Source organism: Gilliamella sp. ESL0405 (genome assembly GCF_019469205.1).
Classification (GTDB): Bacteria; Pseudomonadota; Gammaproteobacteria; order Enterobacterales; family Orbaceae; genus Gilliamella.
Genome location: NZ_CP048265.1, coordinates 2,063,639 through 2,077,432, shown reverse-complemented (window position 1 = coordinate 2,077,432; position 13,794 = coordinate 2,063,639). Strand labels below are relative to the sequence as shown.

At 38.1% G+C, this 13,794-nt stretch carries 15 protein-coding genes and 1 other RNA gene; 9 read left to right on the top strand and 7 right to left on the bottom strand.

Going from position 1 to position 13,794, the window contains the following annotated elements; all coding sequences use genetic code 11:
- Positions 1-64 precede the first annotated feature (64 nt).
- Positions 65-643 (bottom strand): molybdopterin adenylyltransferase, encoded by a 579-nt coding sequence (gene mog, locus GYM74_RS09045; RefSeq protein ID WP_255556120.1) that lies wholly within the window; start codon positions 641-643, stop codon positions 65-67.
- Positions 644-850: 207 nt separating this feature from the next.
- Here mog and GYM74_RS09040 point away from each other — a divergent pair, with 207 nt between their 5' ends.
- Positions 851-1,795, top strand: coding sequence for an ABC transporter ATP-binding protein (locus tag GYM74_RS09040; protein WP_220217897.1), 945 nt, complete (start codon positions 851-853; stop codon positions 1,793-1,795).
- Positions 1,788-2,558: an ABC transporter permease gene (locus GYM74_RS09035; protein WP_220217896.1), complete on the top strand. Its 771-nt coding sequence runs from the start codon at positions 1,788-1,790 to the stop codon at positions 2,556-2,558. Before GYM74_RS09040 ends, GYM74_RS09035 begins: the two co-directional genes overlap by 8 nt.
- Before the next feature lie 51 nt (positions 2,559-2,609).
- Here the strand turns inward: GYM74_RS09035 and GYM74_RS09030 are convergent, their stop codons facing one another.
- The 3 genes from GYM74_RS09030 to accB form a co-directional block, all read right to left on the bottom strand.
- Positions 2,610-3,248, bottom strand: coding sequence for a bifunctional 4-hydroxy-2-oxoglutarate aldolase/2-dehydro-3-deoxy-phosphogluconate aldolase (locus GYM74_RS09030; protein ID WP_220217895.1), 639 nt, complete (start codon positions 3,246-3,248; stop codon positions 2,610-2,612).
- A 67-nt stretch (positions 3,249-3,315) separates the two neighbouring features.
- Entirely contained in the window at positions 3,316-4,662 is a 1,347-nt protein-coding gene (accC, locus tag GYM74_RS09025; RefSeq protein ID WP_220217894.1) for an acetyl-CoA carboxylase biotin carboxylase subunit, read from the bottom strand.
- A 41-nt stretch (positions 4,663-4,703) separates the two neighbouring features.
- Complete coding sequence (accB, locus tag GYM74_RS09020) at positions 4,704-5,165, bottom strand: acetyl-CoA carboxylase biotin carboxyl carrier protein (RefSeq protein ID WP_220217893.1); 462 nt, start codon at positions 5,163-5,165, stop codon at positions 4,704-4,706.
- Positions 5,166-5,537: 372 nt separating this feature from the next.
- On the opposite strand from accB, the gene GYM74_RS09015 reads away from it, so the two are divergent.
- From GYM74_RS09015 to GYM74_RS08990, 6 genes are all read left to right on the top strand, one after another.
- Positions 5,538-6,581 carry a rod shape-determining protein gene (locus tag GYM74_RS09015; RefSeq protein WP_220217892.1) on the top strand — a complete coding sequence of 348 codons (1,044 nt, stop codon included), beginning with the start codon at positions 5,538-5,540 and terminating at the stop codon, positions 6,579-6,581.
- Between the two features lie 140 nt (positions 6,582-6,721).
- Positions 6,722-7,564, top strand: a complete 843-nt coding sequence (gene mreC, locus GYM74_RS09010; RefSeq protein WP_220217891.1) for a rod shape-determining protein MreC — start codon at positions 6,722-6,724, stop codon at positions 7,562-7,564.
- Complete coding sequence (gene mreD, locus GYM74_RS09005) at positions 7,551-8,036, top strand: rod shape-determining protein MreD (RefSeq protein WP_220217890.1); 486 nt, start codon at positions 7,551-7,553, stop codon at positions 8,034-8,036. Before mreC ends, mreD begins: the two co-directional genes overlap by 14 nt.
- 11 nt (positions 8,037-8,047) lie before the next feature.
- Positions 8,048-9,523: a ribonuclease G gene (gene rng, locus GYM74_RS09000; protein ID WP_220217889.1), complete on the top strand. Its 1,476-nt coding sequence runs from the start codon at positions 8,048-8,050 to the stop codon at positions 9,521-9,523.
- Between the two features lie 104 nt (positions 9,524-9,627).
- Complete coding sequence (tldD, locus tag GYM74_RS08995) at positions 9,628-11,085, top strand: metalloprotease TldD (RefSeq protein ID WP_220217888.1); 1,458 nt, start codon at positions 9,628-9,630, stop codon at positions 11,083-11,085.
- Between the two features lie 29 nt (positions 11,086-11,114).
- Positions 11,115-11,813, top strand: coding sequence for a DedA family protein (locus GYM74_RS08990; RefSeq protein ID WP_220217887.1), 699 nt, complete (start codon positions 11,115-11,117; stop codon positions 11,811-11,813).
- 1 nt (position 11,814) lies between these two features.
- Here GYM74_RS08990 and rnpB read toward each other — a convergent pair.
- The 3 genes from rnpB to GYM74_RS08975 all read right to left on the bottom strand — a co-directional run bounded on the left by rnpB (position 11,815) and on the right by GYM74_RS08975 (position 13,229).
- An RNA gene (rnpB, locus tag GYM74_RS08985) (RNase P RNA component class A) lies at positions 11,815-12,204 on the bottom strand.
- Positions 12,205-12,372: 168 nt separating this feature from the next.
- The gene (gene bamE / locus GYM74_RS08980; RefSeq protein WP_220217886.1) at positions 12,373-12,735 is read right to left on the bottom strand and encodes an outer membrane protein assembly factor BamE; all 363 of its coding nucleotides are present in this window, start codon (positions 12,733-12,735) and stop codon (positions 12,373-12,375) included.
- Positions 12,736-12,947: 212 nt separating this feature from the next.
- Complete coding sequence (locus tag GYM74_RS08975; RefSeq protein ID WP_220217885.1) at positions 12,948-13,229, bottom strand: helix-turn-helix transcriptional regulator; 282 nt, start codon at positions 13,227-13,229, stop codon at positions 12,948-12,950.
- A 178-nt stretch (positions 13,230-13,407) separates the two neighbouring features.
- Here GYM74_RS08975 and GYM74_RS08970 point away from each other — a divergent pair, with 178 nt between their 5' ends.
- Positions 13,408-13,764: a DNA-binding protein gene (locus GYM74_RS08970; RefSeq protein ID WP_220217884.1), complete on the top strand. Its 357-nt coding sequence runs from the start codon at positions 13,408-13,410 to the stop codon at positions 13,762-13,764.
- Positions 13,765-13,794: the final 30 nt, after the last annotated feature.

The following is a 13,794-nucleotide window of genomic DNA, read 5'->3' as shown; positions in this document are numbered from 1 at the left end:
ATCGATGTGATGCAATTCAAACTGCTAAGTAATAGTGATAATTATGCATGAAATTTGCATAAGATTAAAGGTTAGACTTTATTGCATGTTTCGGACGAAAAGCTTTAACAATATGTTCATGGGTTTCTATATAGGGGCCTTCTAACAGATCAATACAATAGGGCACACTGGCAAAGATACCATGAACAAGCGTATTTCCTTTACTATCTTTTACCCCTTCTAAGGTTTCTTGGATTGATTTTGGTCTACCGGGTAGATTTAAAATTAGGCATTTTTTACGGATAACCCCAACTTGTCTTGATAAAATAGCGGTAGGCACAAAGTGCAAACTGATTTGTCGCATCTGTTCACCAAATCCTGGCATGACCCGATCAGCAATTGCTAAAGTTGCATCCGGTGTGAGATCACGTAAAGCAGGGCCGGTACCACCAGTTGTAAAAATGAGATCACATTGCAAATTATCGACCAGTTCACATAGTGTTTGCTCAATAATTGGTTGTTCATCCGGAATAACTCGACTTTCGGTTGCAAAAGGCGTTTTTAATGCCAATTGTAACCATGATATTAAAGATGGAATACCTTCGTCTTGATAAATGCCATTTGATGCTCTATCAGATACCGAAACTAACCCAATTTTAATCATAATAATTATTCCTTAATAAAAACACCTAAACTATTTAAACCCCATAAAGTTAAACCCGATAAAGGCTATAATAGCGAAGGATCTAATTTACATTCCACTGGTATTAAAAGTTATCTTTACAACCGCTCATTATATTACCAATATTGTCGATTGGCTAAACATGATATCATATCACTTAATCAGTCATTTATTTACTTAGGATATTTCATGTCATCAATTCCTGCACTTGAGTTAATTGCACTCAAAAAAATCTATAAAACGGGTGTAGAAGCGTTAAAAGGTATTAATTTGACCGTTGAGGCTGGGGATTTTTATGCGTTACTTGGGCCAAATGGTGCCGGTAAATCAACAACAATCGGTATTATCAGCTCGTTAGTGACCAAAACATCGGGGCAAGTTAAAATCTTTGGTTATGACTTAGATACCGATGTTGTTAATGCTAAAAGACAATTAGGGCTTGTTCCGCAAGAGTTCAATTTTAATCAGTTTGAAGAAGTGTTACAAATTGTGACAAATCAAGGTGGATATTATGGCTTACCCCGTAAACTAGCGTTAGAGCGAGCGGAAAAATATTTGCGAATTTTGGATTTATGGGATAAACGCCATAGCCGGGCTTGTATGTTATCCGGTGGTATGAAAAGACGATTAATGATTGCACGAGCGTTGGTGCATGAGCCTAAATTGTTAATTCTTGATGAGCCGACTGCTGGGGTAGACATTGAGTTAAGACGTTCTATGTGGGATTTTTTGCGAGAAATTAATCGTCAGGGAATCACGATAATCTTAACCACTCACTATTTAGAAGAGGCCGAAATGTTATGTCGGCATATTGGTATTATTCAACATGGTCAATTAATTGCTAACTCTTCAATGCGTGATCTGTTAGCCAAAAGCCAATCAGAGACGATTATCATTGATTATGTGCCAACTTCTAACCCAATCCAGTTACAAGGTTATAGTTACCATGATGTCGAATCCGGTATGTTAGAGGTGAAAGTTGATAAGCAACATGGATTAAATCAATTATTTGAACAATTGAATCAACAAAATATTAAAGTGATCAGTGTGCGTAATAAAGCTAACCGTTTAGAAGAGCTATTTGTTGATCTATTACATAATGATAATAAACAAAAAGGAGACATGGATGAATAGTTTATATTGGATCGCCTTAAAAAGTATTTGGCGTAAAGAAGTAACGCGATTTTTGCGGATCTGGATCCAAACATTGATTCCACCAGTTATCACCATGTCACTGTATTTTATTATTTTTGGTAACTTAATTGGTTCTCGTGTTGGTGACATGGGCGGCTTTAGTTATATGGCGTTTATCGTGCCGGGGTTGATAATGATGTCTGTTATTACTAACTCTTACACCAATGTTTGTTCATCCTTTTTTAGTGCTAAATTTCAGCGTAATATTGAAGAATTACTGGTTGCGCCCGTACCGACTCATATCATTATTTGTGGCTATGTGGGTGGGGGAGTAATGCGAGGTATTTTAACTGGCGTTTTAGTGACAATCGTTTCACTCTTTTTTGTTAGTTATCAAGTCTATTCATGGGTTTTTGTTATTTTTACCTTGTTGCTTACTTCGATATTATTTTCACTGGCTGGCTTATTAAATGCCGTGTATGCTAAGACTTTTGATGATATTAGTATTATTCCGACTTTTGTTTTAACGCCGTTAACTTATCTCGGTGGCGTTTTTTACTCAATTACGATGCTACCAACTTTTTGGCAATGGGTCTCTAAACTTAACCCAATTGTTTATATGATTAATGGCTTTCGCTACGGTTTTTTGGGCGTTAGCGATGTATCGTTATTGATTACTTTTTCAATGCTTTTTCTTTTTGTCATTGTGCTATATGCCATGGTTTGGCGGCTGATTGAAAAGGGTAAAGGATTAAGAAGTTAGTCACTCAATTAAAAGTGGAAAACCGCCGATGAGTTATCGGCGGATTGATGATTATTTAGCGCCAGCGACGGCTTCTTTCGCCAGTTGCGTAATTTTGGCAAAATCACCTTGAGCAATAGCATCAGTTGGAATAAACCAAGTCCCGCCAACACAAAGCACATTATCAAGTGCTAAATAGTCACGGTAATTTTTTGGATTCACCCCACCAGTAGGGCAAAATTTCATATAACCACATGGGCCAGCAAAAGCTTTTAGTGCTGCAACGCCGCCATTAATTTCGGCAGGGAAGAATTTTAATGCGGTTAACCCATATTCTTGCGCGGTTAATAGTTCCGAAATGGTGGCTATACCCGGAATCACCGGCACAGTTCCGGCAACGGCTTCTTTTAAGATAGAATCAGTAATACCCGGCGTAATGACAAATTTAACGCCAGCTTGAGTAACTTGTTTTAATTGTTCAACTGTTGTTACGGTACCGGCACCAACGACCGCTTCAGGTACTTCTTCAATAATTTTTTTAATTGCATCAAGTGCACATGCTGTTCTTAAAGTGACTTCCAATACTTTCACGCCACCTGCTATCAATGCTTTAGCTAGTGGTACAGCATCTTCTAAACGCTCAATAACGATGACTGGGACAACAGGACCCATTGTTAAAATTTCTTCAGCGCTTGTTTTCCAATTTTTCATCCGTTTTACCTATACTAATTTAATACTTCAATAAAACAATAATCCCCAATAAATGGGGATTATTTTGCTACTCGTAAATACCTAATTTCTTCTCTAAATAATGAATATTGGTGCCCCCTTTTTGGAAGCCTTCATCATTCATAATTTCAATGTGAAGTTCAATGTTTGTTTTTATGCCATCGATAACTAATTCGGCCAGAGCGTTTTTCATTCTTGCTATGGCAACTTCACGAGTTTCACCATAAGCAATGAGTTTACCAATCATTGAGTCATAATAAGGTGGCACAGTGTAGCCAGCATAAATATGCGATTCCCAACGAATACCAAACCCTCCCGGCGCATGGAAACGGGTGATTTTACCCGGTGAAGGCATAAATGTTTTTGGATCTTCGGCATTAATTCGGCACTCAATAGCATGACCATGAATGTGAATATCACTTTGCTTAATTGAAAGTGGTTGACCTGCCGCAATAAGAATTTGTTCACGAATAAGATCAACACCGGTAACCATTTCAGTAACAGGATGTTCAACCTGAATACGGGTATTCATTTCGATAAAATAGAACTCGCCATTTTCAAATAGAAACTCAAATGTACCTGCTCCACGATAACCAATTTCAATACAAGCATTGACGCAACGTTCACCGATAAATTTACGCATTTTTGGCGTAATACCAACGGCTGGTGCTTCTTCAACGACTTTTTGATGGCGTCTTTGCATTGAACAATCACGCTCACCTAAATAAACAGCATTGCCTTGACCGTCTGATAACACTTGAATTTCAATATGACGAGGGTTTTCAAGGAACTTTTCCATATAAACCATGTCATTATTGAAAGCGGTTTTTGCTTCAAGCTTAGTCATTTTAATTGATTGCTCAAGATCTTTCTCTTCCCGAACAATACGCATGCCACGACCGCCACCGCCACCGGATGCTTTGATAATCACCGGGTAGCCAATTTTTTTGGCGATCTCTTTATTGGTTTCGATGTTGCTGCTTAATGGACCGTCTGAGCCGGGTACGCAAGGTACACCTGCTTTTTTCATCGCTTCAATAGCCGATACTTTATCGCCCATTAAGCGGATAGTATCCGGTTTTGGTCCAATAAAAATAAAGCCTGAACGTTCAACTTGTTCAGCAAAATCAGCATTTTCTGATAAAAAACCATATCCCGGATGAATAGCTGCTGCACCTGTTACTTCGGCAGCAGAAATTAACGCCGGGATATTAAGATAGCTTTTGGCTGAAGCGGCAGGACCAATACAGACTGTTTCGTCTGCAAGTAACACATGTTTTAAGTCTTTATCTGCCGAAGAGTGAACAGCGACAGTTTTAATTCCAAGTTCTTTACATGCTCTTAAAATGCGAAGAGCGATTTCTCCGCGGTTAGCAATAAGAATTTTATCAAGCATATTCAATCTCTTAATCGTATAAGTTAATAAATAAATTCAGATTATTCAATGATGAATAGCGGTTGATCAAATTCAACTGGTTGACCATTTTCGACTAAAATAGCTTTAATTGTGCCTGCTTTTTCTGATTCAATTTGGTTCATCATTTTCATTGCCTCTACAATGCAAAGCACATCACCAACATTTACTGTCTGACCAACTTCTACAAAAGCCTTTGATTCTGGGCTTGGTGTACGATAAAACGTTCCAACCATTGGCGATTTAATTGTTGTGCCGCTGATTTCAACACTATTTGTGTCGCTTACCACTTCGGCTTGAACTGTTGGAGTAACAACAACTGGCGCAGGTTGTGGAATTTGAATATTTTGTACTGGCGCAGAATAGCTTGTAGTAGGCACAGAACGACTAATTCGAACTGATTCTTCACCTTCAGAAATTTCAAGTTCAGAAATACCTGACTGTTCAACAAGTTCAATTAATTTTTTGATTTTGCGTATATCCATGAATTACACCGTATTTATTTGATAATAAGTAACAATTATTTTAATGCATCCTTAGAATCTTAAAAGAAGTCTTTTAATGATAATAAGGCAGTAACTCAACATTAACGCGGAAGGATACACTGTAAAAGAACTTTTGTCATTATATATCTCTTTTACGATCACTTGATATACTATTTTCTAGGTATTATTTTATATTTGATATACAATAGTCACATTTAATAATTGTTGAGGCGGACTATGGTCTTAACGTGCTAAATAAGCTATTATTTAGCGACATGAAATGGCGATTATTTTATTTTCATTTTATGGTTTCCTTCTCAATATTCTAATACATACACTTTAACAAGATTAATTCTAGGAAGAGTTTTTATTATGTTCAAAAAAGTTCGCGGCTTGTTTTCAAATGATTTATCGATCGATTTAGGTACAGCAAATACCCTTATTTATGTTAAAGGGCAAGGTATTGTACTAAACGAACCCTCAGTTGTTGCTATTCGTCAGGATCGTACTGGGACGCCAAAAAGTGTCGCTGCTGTTGGACATGCTGCGAAACAGATGCTAGGTCGTACTCCGGGGAATATTGCTGCAATTAGACCGATGAAAGATGGTGTGATTGCAGACTTTTCAGTGACCGAAAGAATGTTGCAATATTTTATTCGTCAAGTCCATAGTCACAGTTTTTTAAGACCAAGCCCACGAGTGCTTGTTTGTGTACCTGTTGGTGCCACCCAAGTTGAACGCCGTGCGATTCGTGAATCGGCATTAGGTGCCGGTGCGCGTGAAGTGTATTTGATTGAAGAGCCAATGGCTGCCGCTATTGGTGCGGATTTACCGGTTTCTGCGCCTACCGGTTCAATGGTGGTTGATATCGGTGGTGGTACGACTGAAGTTGCGGTTATTTCATTAAACGGTGTGGTTTATTCTGCCTCTGCTCGTATTGGTGGTGACCGTTTTGATGAAGCGATTATCAATTATGTTCGCCGTAATTATGGTGCACTTATTGGTGAAGCAACTGCTGAAAAAATCAAACATTTTATTGGTAGTGCTTATCCTGGTGATGAAGTCCTTGAGATTGAAGTTCGTGGACGTAACCTTGCCGAAGGTGTACCACGCAGCTTTACCTTAAACTCTAACGAGATTTTAGAAGCACTACAAGAGCCATTAAGTGGCATTGTAAGCGCAGTTAAAGTTGCTTTAGAACAATGTCCACCAGAGCTTGCATCAGATATTTCTGAACACGGAATGGTGTTAACTGGTGGTGGTGCGCTATTACGTAATATTGATAAATTATTATCAGCAGAGACAGGTATTCATGTTGTTGTTGCTGAAGATCCACTAACATGTGTAGCTCGAGGTGGTGGTAAAGCCTTAGATATGGTTGATATGCATGGTGGCGATCTGTTTAGTGAAGATTAACTGATAATTTATTGTTAATCTGTTTGTTGATCAATATGATTAGAAGTTTAGACATCTCATTTATTTTCCGCCGACTTTGTCGGCGGAGTCATATCTTAAAATAATTAGATCTTGAGTATATAACAGGTAAATACCGGACAATGAAATTACTTTTTTCTAAACGTTCACCTCTTAGTGTACAGTTATTTATTTCACTTGCGTTAGCCTTAACGCTAATTGTAGTAGATTCAAATTATCGACCTTTCAAACAGATTCGTTATTATTTAGATACGTTAATTTCACCACTTTATTATATTTCAAATGCGCCTAAATCATCGTTTGATCTGCTATATGAAATGTCCAAAACACGTGACACATTGGTTAATGAAAACGAAAAATTGCACCAAACATTAATGCAACAAAAAAGCGAACTCCTATTATTGGAGCATTTGAAACATGAAAATGATCGGTTAAGAGGCTTGCTTGATTCCCCGTTACGCCATGATGAACATAAAATGGCGGCACAAGTATTATTGACTGATACCGATCCTTACGTGTATCAAGTCGTTATCAATAAAGGTAAAGATAACGGTGTTTATGTTGGGCAACCGGTAGTTGATGAAAAGGGCATTGTGGGTCAAATCTATGAGACTGCACAAAACACCAGTCGGGCTATTTTAGTTTGTGACTATCAACATGCAATACCAGTACAGGTATTAAGAAATGATATTTCAATGGTTGCAGTAGGAAATGGGTGTAGTAATGATCTAACCCTCGATTTTTTACCTAACAATGTCGATATTAAGGTGGGAGATGTTTTAGTGACTTCCGGTTTAGATGGGCGCTTCCCAGAAGGTTATCCGGTGGCGGTAGTCAGTTCAGTTAAGCTTGATATTAGTGATTCAACCCCCATTATCTCTGCAACGCCTACAGCTGATATAAAACGTTTACGTTATCTACTATTATTATGGGGAGATCAAGGAGCAACACATGAGGGGTCATAATAAAATAGTCATAATTTGGATAACGTTATTTATTGGTTTGTGCCTGCAAATCATCCCATGGCCACCAGCTTATGACATGTTTAAACCACATTTATTGATACTTGTATTAGCTTATTGGCTCATTATGGTTACGCATCGAATTGGTATGGGGACGGCTTTTGTTTTGGGTGCCATTATGGATCTTTGTTCCGGCTCAATACTGGGTGTGCATGCTTTTATTTTTTCAATTATCGCTTATTTATTAATGTTTAGGTTTCAATTGATACGCAATTTAGCACTATGGCAACAGTCGATTGTGATATTTGGCGTATCACTATGTTATAATTTATTGATATTTTTATTCCAAGTTGTCATTTATCACACTATAACGATTTCGCCTTTGATTTTACTCTCTAGTTGTGTTGATGGAGCATTATGGATATTTGTTTATTTAATGTTACGACTCATAGAACGGAGCTTTAATATCAATTAAAAGGAATCTTTATGTCTGTTGAACTATTGATGAATGTCACGCCGTCGGAGACTCGTGTTGCTTACATCGAAGATGGCGTATTACAAGAGATCCACGTTGATCGTGAATCAAGACGAGGGATCGTCGGTAATATTTACAAAGGTAAAGTGATTCGTATTTTACCGGGAATGCAAGCTGCATTTGTTGATATTGGCTTAGAAAAAGCGGCTTTTTTACATGCCTCAGATATCATGCCGCATACTGAATGTGTATCAGATACTGAACAAGAACAGTTTCAGGTGAAAGATATTTCAGAGCTGGTGCGTCAAGGTCAAGACTTAATGGTACAAGTAGTCAAAGATCCATTAGGTACCAAAGGCGCAAGGTTGACAACCGATATTACCTTGCCTTCCCGCTATTTAGTTCTTATGCCGGGACCAAATTCTGCCCATGTAGCAACTTCGCAACGTATTGAAAGTGAAGAAGAGCGAGAAAGGCTTAAAAAAATCGTTGAGCAGTATGTGACAGATGACGGTGGTTTCATCGTCAGAACGGCTGCTGAAGGTGCACATGCTCATGAGCTTGAACAAGACGCCAACTTTTTAAAACGCTTATGGAAAAAAATTCAAGAACGCATGGCTCGCCCAACCAGTAAAAACCTAGTTTATGGCGAATTAGCCCTGTCCCAGCGGGTATTGCGTGATTTTGTTGGTGATCCGATTGAACGAATTTTAGTGGATTCAAAGCAAACTTATGATCTATTACTCGAATTCACCCAAGAATTTATGCCCGAAGTTACCGATAAACTATCGCACTATCGCGGCAATATTCCAATTTTCGATCTTTATGACACGGAAAACGAGATTCAGCGAGCCCTTGATCGTAAAGTTAAATTGAAATCGGGCGGTTATTTGATTATTGATCAAACCGAAGCGATGACCACAATTGATATTAATACAGGTGCATTTGTTGGTCATCGAAATTTAGAAGAAACGATCTTCAATACTAACATTGAAGCAACGATTGCCATTGCCAGACAGTTACGTTTACGTAACTTAGGTGGTATTATCATTATCGATTTTATTGATATGCAAGAAGCCATCCACCGAGAACGAGTATTGCAATCGCTACAAGACTTTTTAGCTAAAGACCGTGCCAGAACAACGGTTAACTCGTTTTCAGCATTAGGGTTGGTTGAAATGACCCGAAAACGTACCCGAGAGAGCATTGGGCATATTCTGTGTGAACAGTGTCCGGCGTGTAAGGGGCGCGGGATTGTGAAATCGGTTGAAACTATTTGTAACGAAATTTTACGTGAAATAGTTCGTATATACAAAGCGCACCGCTCCGAATACTTTTTGGTCTATGCATCAGCAGCAGTGGCTAACGCATTAACCAATGATGAGTCGCATGCGCTTGCCGAGGTTGAAGTTTTCGTTGGCAAACGTGTCGAAGTTAAAGTTGAGCCGCTCTATATTCAAGAGCAATATGATGTAGTGTTGATGTAATTTTTTGACAAGAAGTTTCAGAAATACTATACGTTTTAGTAAAAAATGTACGAAATCTTCGGATAACAGTATAAATAGTAGGCAATATAGAAATTAAGGAATTTATGATAGTCAACCAAGTGAGTGAAAGGTTACTCAATCTTAATAACCTAAGCCAGAAAGATCTTATGCATTTACTTGATATGTTAAGTGCAAGGCAAATTGATTTTGGTGATTTATACTTTTTATCCGGCTATTACGAAAGTTGGTCGCTCGAAGATCGTATTATTAAAAGTGCTTCTTTTCATCGGGATCAAGGTGTGGGTGTTCGAGCTATTGTTGGTGAAAAAACAGGATTTGCTTATACCGATCAGCTCACTTTAGATCGTTTAGAACAAAGTGTCTCAGCGGCAAACTCAATAACTAAACAACAAACCCCTGTTGCTGTTACGCCATTTAAATCTGCTGACATTGTCGCAAAGTATCAATCCATTAACCCGATCAACTCGTTTTCTCAAGAACAGAAAGTGGCAATATTGAGACAAGTTGATCAACTAGCACGCTCAATTGATCCTAGAGTTATTGAAGTTTCGGCTAGTTTGACCGGTAGTTATGAAGATATCTTAATTGCCGCAACCGACGGTACATTGTGTGCTGATATCAGACCATTAGTGCGATTATCTGTTTCTGTAATTGTTGAGCAAGCAGGTAAACGTGAGCATGGCTCAAGTGGTGGCGGTGGGCGCTTTGGTTATGACTATTTTCTGACGAAAAACCCTCAGACAGGTGATAGCTATGTCGATAGTTATACCCGCGAAGCTGTTCGCCAAGCGTTAGTGGCTTTGTCAGCTAAAGATGCGCCGGCTGGCGCTATGCCTGTTGTGTTAGGTGCAGGCTGGCCAGGCGTATTGTTACACGAAGCAGTAGGGCATGGACTGGAAGGGGACTTTAACCGAAAAAATACGTCAGTATTTTCCGGCAAAATTGGTGAACAAGTCACTTCAACACTCTGCACCATTGTTGATGATGGGACGATTGATCATCGTCGTGGTTCGCTTTCGATAGATGACGAAGGCACACAAAGCCAAAAAACAGTGTTAATTGAAAACGGCATTTTAAAAGGTTACTTATTTGATAAACTCAATGCCAAATTAATGAATGCTCGTTCAACAGGTAATGGACGCCGGGAAAGTTATGCTTGTTTACCTATGCCAAGAATGACTAATACTTATATGCTGCCGGGCGATTCGACTTTTGATGAAATCATCAGTAGTGTTGATTACGGGCTTTATGCGCCTAATTTTGCTGGTGGACAAGTGGATATTACATCTGGTAAGTTTGTCTTTTCAACTTCCGAAGCCTATTTGATTGAAAAAGGAAAAATAACCACTCCAGTTAAAGGGGCAACGCTGATTGGTTCCGGAATTGAAACCATGCAACAAATTTCAATGGTCGGCAATGATTTGCAATTAGATTCAGGTGTCGGTGTTTGTGGTAAAGCCGGGCAAAGCGTACCGGTTGGTGTTGGGCAACCCACTTTAAAAGTCGATAATTTAACCGTCGGTGGTACTGTTAACCGCTAATAACTTAACATAATGAGAATTTAAAATAGATGGATACAATCATTACTCTTTATCAAGCATTTGTTAACATGGATATAGCAACGCTTTCAAATCCAAATGTGTTATGGATATTATATGGCATGCTATTTATCATCATTTTATTAGAAAATGGGGTATTACCGGCTGCGTTTTTACCGGGTGACAGTTTATTATTCTTGACCGGTGTATTAATTAGTCAAAATGTCTTTCACTTTGGATTGATTAACTTGATTTTGATTGCCGGAGCGGCATTAGGTACCTGGCTGGGTTATATTCAAGGTTTGTGGCTAGGTAATACTAAAGTTGTGCAAAATTGGATGGCACATATCCCGGAAAAATACCACAAAAAATCAGAAGTACTATTCCATAAATATGGTTTACAAGCGCTATTTATTGGTCGCTTTATCGCTTTTGTTCGTACAATCTTACCTATGATGGCGGGTCTATCGGGTTTACATAGCAAAAAGTTCCATATCTATAATTGGATTAGTGCAACTTTATGGATATTTTTGATTGTTACCTTAGGTTATTTATTTGGTCTATCGCCAGTATTTAAAGCCTATGAAAAACAAATTATGTCTTTACTGATGTTAATACCGGTGTTTTTATTAGTTATTGGCCTTATCTTCTCAATCGCACTGGCAGTTAAGCGCTGGTTAAATAACAAAAAGAAAGCTAAGAGTATAGCAAACGAGGCGAGCAAAAAGTAAAAGGTGAAATTAACCGATAAGCCGGGTTCTGTCGTGGACAATCATTCCTCTAGGCTAATACTCACGCATTAGCTCAAGCAGTCTACCCGGATTCAACGCGGGCCGCGCCAATGAATCCCTATTTGACCTTGCTCCGAGTGGAGTTTACCGTGCCACAACTGTTACCAGTTGCGCGGTGTGCTCTTACCACACCCTTTCACCCTTACCTGATCTTATATAATAAGCCATCGGCGGTATACTCTCTGTTGCACTAGTCGTGAATGTTCGCTCTCGCCAACACCCCCCAGGCGTTACCTGGCACTCTGCCCTATGGAGCCCGGACTTTCCTCCCCTCTGTTTGTCTCCCTTTTACAAAGGACAACAACAAAGCAGCGATTGTCTGGTTAATTTCGCAAACGAGTATAACTGAAAGTGTAATTTTGTCCAGTGTTGTCTGACTGTTTAAACGATAGACGGATAAAGTATAGACGTTTGAAAACGTTTTGAGCTAAATGAATTGGGTCAGGTATGTTGCCAGCACAATTTAGTTATGTGCTAGCAAATTGAGGTTAAAGACTGATTACCATTTTTTCTGTTTGATATTCTCATTATAATTAAACCAAATTACCATACCATTTGAAGTGATAACATCAAGTTTTCCTTCTAAAATATCGTACTGTGTTTCGCCAATAATAGGGTGACTGGTTGAACTTTTTTTGCTATACACATAGGTATACTGGGTTTCATTGTTTTTAAGCGCTACTTTGGTGGTTGGCTCACCAAAAAGCGACAATAGTTGAATTTCAGTAGTCGAGCCCTCAATAATTTTATTGACTTTTTGTTGGCTCAATGGCGTGCCTTGCTCAGAAAAATTTTTCTGAGTACAAGCAGATAATGCAACAAGTGAACATAAAACGATAAGAATTTTGGATACTTTTTTCATTGTGTTACAGCCCTTACATAATAAATTAGTCTTGATTGAAGCCAATGATAATAGCATATGTTTGATATCGTTCAAGATAGCGTTAAAAGTATCGTTCTAAAATAAGATCGATTTGGGACAGTGAAGGTGAATTGGCGAAATATGGAAACATTGATATTAATTTCTCTATGTTTCCATATGTTGATATTGAGTTGATAAATCTGTTTGTTATTTTAGTTGTGAATCTTTTTTAAATTATTTTTTTTTCTTAATACACGCTTGATCGGTTTTTGGGTAGATGGATTAATATAACGACTTGGCCAGATTTCTGAAGGTTTAACATTCAAAGCATCCGCTATAATTTTTTCACCTTTTGTCCATGGCCTAACTAACGTATTACTTAATGTCGATGAGCTTAATCCTGATTGGCGTGATAGTGCTGCAAGTGTTGTGCCATTCTTTTTCAATGCAGCGATAATATCTGCTTTATGCCAGTCCTTCAAGTTAATTTCCATTTTTTTATTCCTTCTTAGTTTATAACCTTTAATATCTATGTTATTCTTTCCTGTTATTAAAACCAGTAAGTTTATAATTTAACTTTAGTTACAGTAAAAATTTGTTTCTTAATATTGTATCAAAGTTTATTTAATTTCTATAACTTTTTTCTTGTTTCTTAAATGTAGGATTATTAAAATGAAAGAGTGGTTCTCATCGAAAGAGCTATTAAGCATTGCAGGGATGCCGTCAACGATACAAGGTATCAATCGAAAAGCAAGAGCTGAAAAGTGGACTGCCCGTAAACGTGCTGGAGTACGTGGTAAAGCACTGGAATACCATATTAGTAGTTTTTCTGTTGAGGTTAAAAAAGCGTTATCTATTGAAGAAGTAAGTGCCTCATATTTAGTTTCACCGATTGAACCCTTACAACTTTGGATCACGGCTTTTGAACAATTATCTACTGATGAGCAAGCAATTGTTTCTGCGTGGTTAATGCGCAATGGTATTAAAGATTTTATGTCATTTATTAACAAACACAAAAAAGATAGTTAGTGTTATTGTATAAGCTGATATATACTTTAA

Coding starts and splice junctions, on each gene's coding strand:
- mog (WP_255556120.1), bottom strand. CDS start 643: ATGATTAAAATTGGGTTAGTTTCGGTATCTGATAGAGCATCAAATGGC.
- GYM74_RS09040 (WP_220217897.1), top strand. CDS start 851: ATGTCATCAATTCCTGCACTTGAGTTAATTGCACTCAAAAAAATCTAT.
- GYM74_RS09035 (WP_220217896.1), top strand. CDS start 1,788: ATGAATAGTTTATATTGGATCGCCTTAAAAAGTATTTGGCGTAAAGAA.
- GYM74_RS09030 (WP_220217895.1), bottom strand. CDS start 3,248: ATGAAAAATTGGAAAACAAGCGCTGAAGAAATTTTAACAATGGGTCCT.
- accC (WP_220217894.1), bottom strand. CDS start 4,662: ATGCTTGATAAAATTCTTATTGCTAACCGCGGAGAAATCGCTCTTCGC.
- accB (WP_220217893.1), bottom strand. CDS start 5,165: ATGGATATACGCAAAATCAAAAAATTAATTGAACTTGTTGAACAGTCA.
- GYM74_RS09015 (WP_220217892.1), top strand. CDS start 5,538: ATGTTCAAAAAAGTTCGCGGCTTGTTTTCAAATGATTTATCGATCGAT.
- mreC (WP_220217891.1), top strand. CDS start 6,722: ATGAAATTACTTTTTTCTAAACGTTCACCTCTTAGTGTACAGTTATTT.
- mreD (WP_220217890.1), top strand. CDS start 7,551: ATGAGGGGTCATAATAAAATAGTCATAATTTGGATAACGTTATTTATT.
- rng (WP_220217889.1), top strand. CDS start 8,048: ATGTCTGTTGAACTATTGATGAATGTCACGCCGTCGGAGACTCGTGTT.
- tldD (WP_220217888.1), top strand. CDS start 9,628: ATGATAGTCAACCAAGTGAGTGAAAGGTTACTCAATCTTAATAACCTA.
- GYM74_RS08990 (WP_220217887.1), top strand. CDS start 11,115: ATGGATACAATCATTACTCTTTATCAAGCATTTGTTAACATGGATATA.
- bamE (WP_220217886.1), bottom strand. CDS start 12,735: ATGAAAAAAGTATCCAAAATTCTTATCGTTTTATGTTCACTTGTTGCA.
- GYM74_RS08975 (WP_220217885.1), bottom strand. CDS start 13,229: ATGGAAATTAACTTGAAGGACTGGCATAAAGCAGATATTATCGCTGCA.
- GYM74_RS08970 (WP_220217884.1), top strand. CDS start 13,408: ATGAAAGAGTGGTTCTCATCGAAAGAGCTATTAAGCATTGCAGGGATG.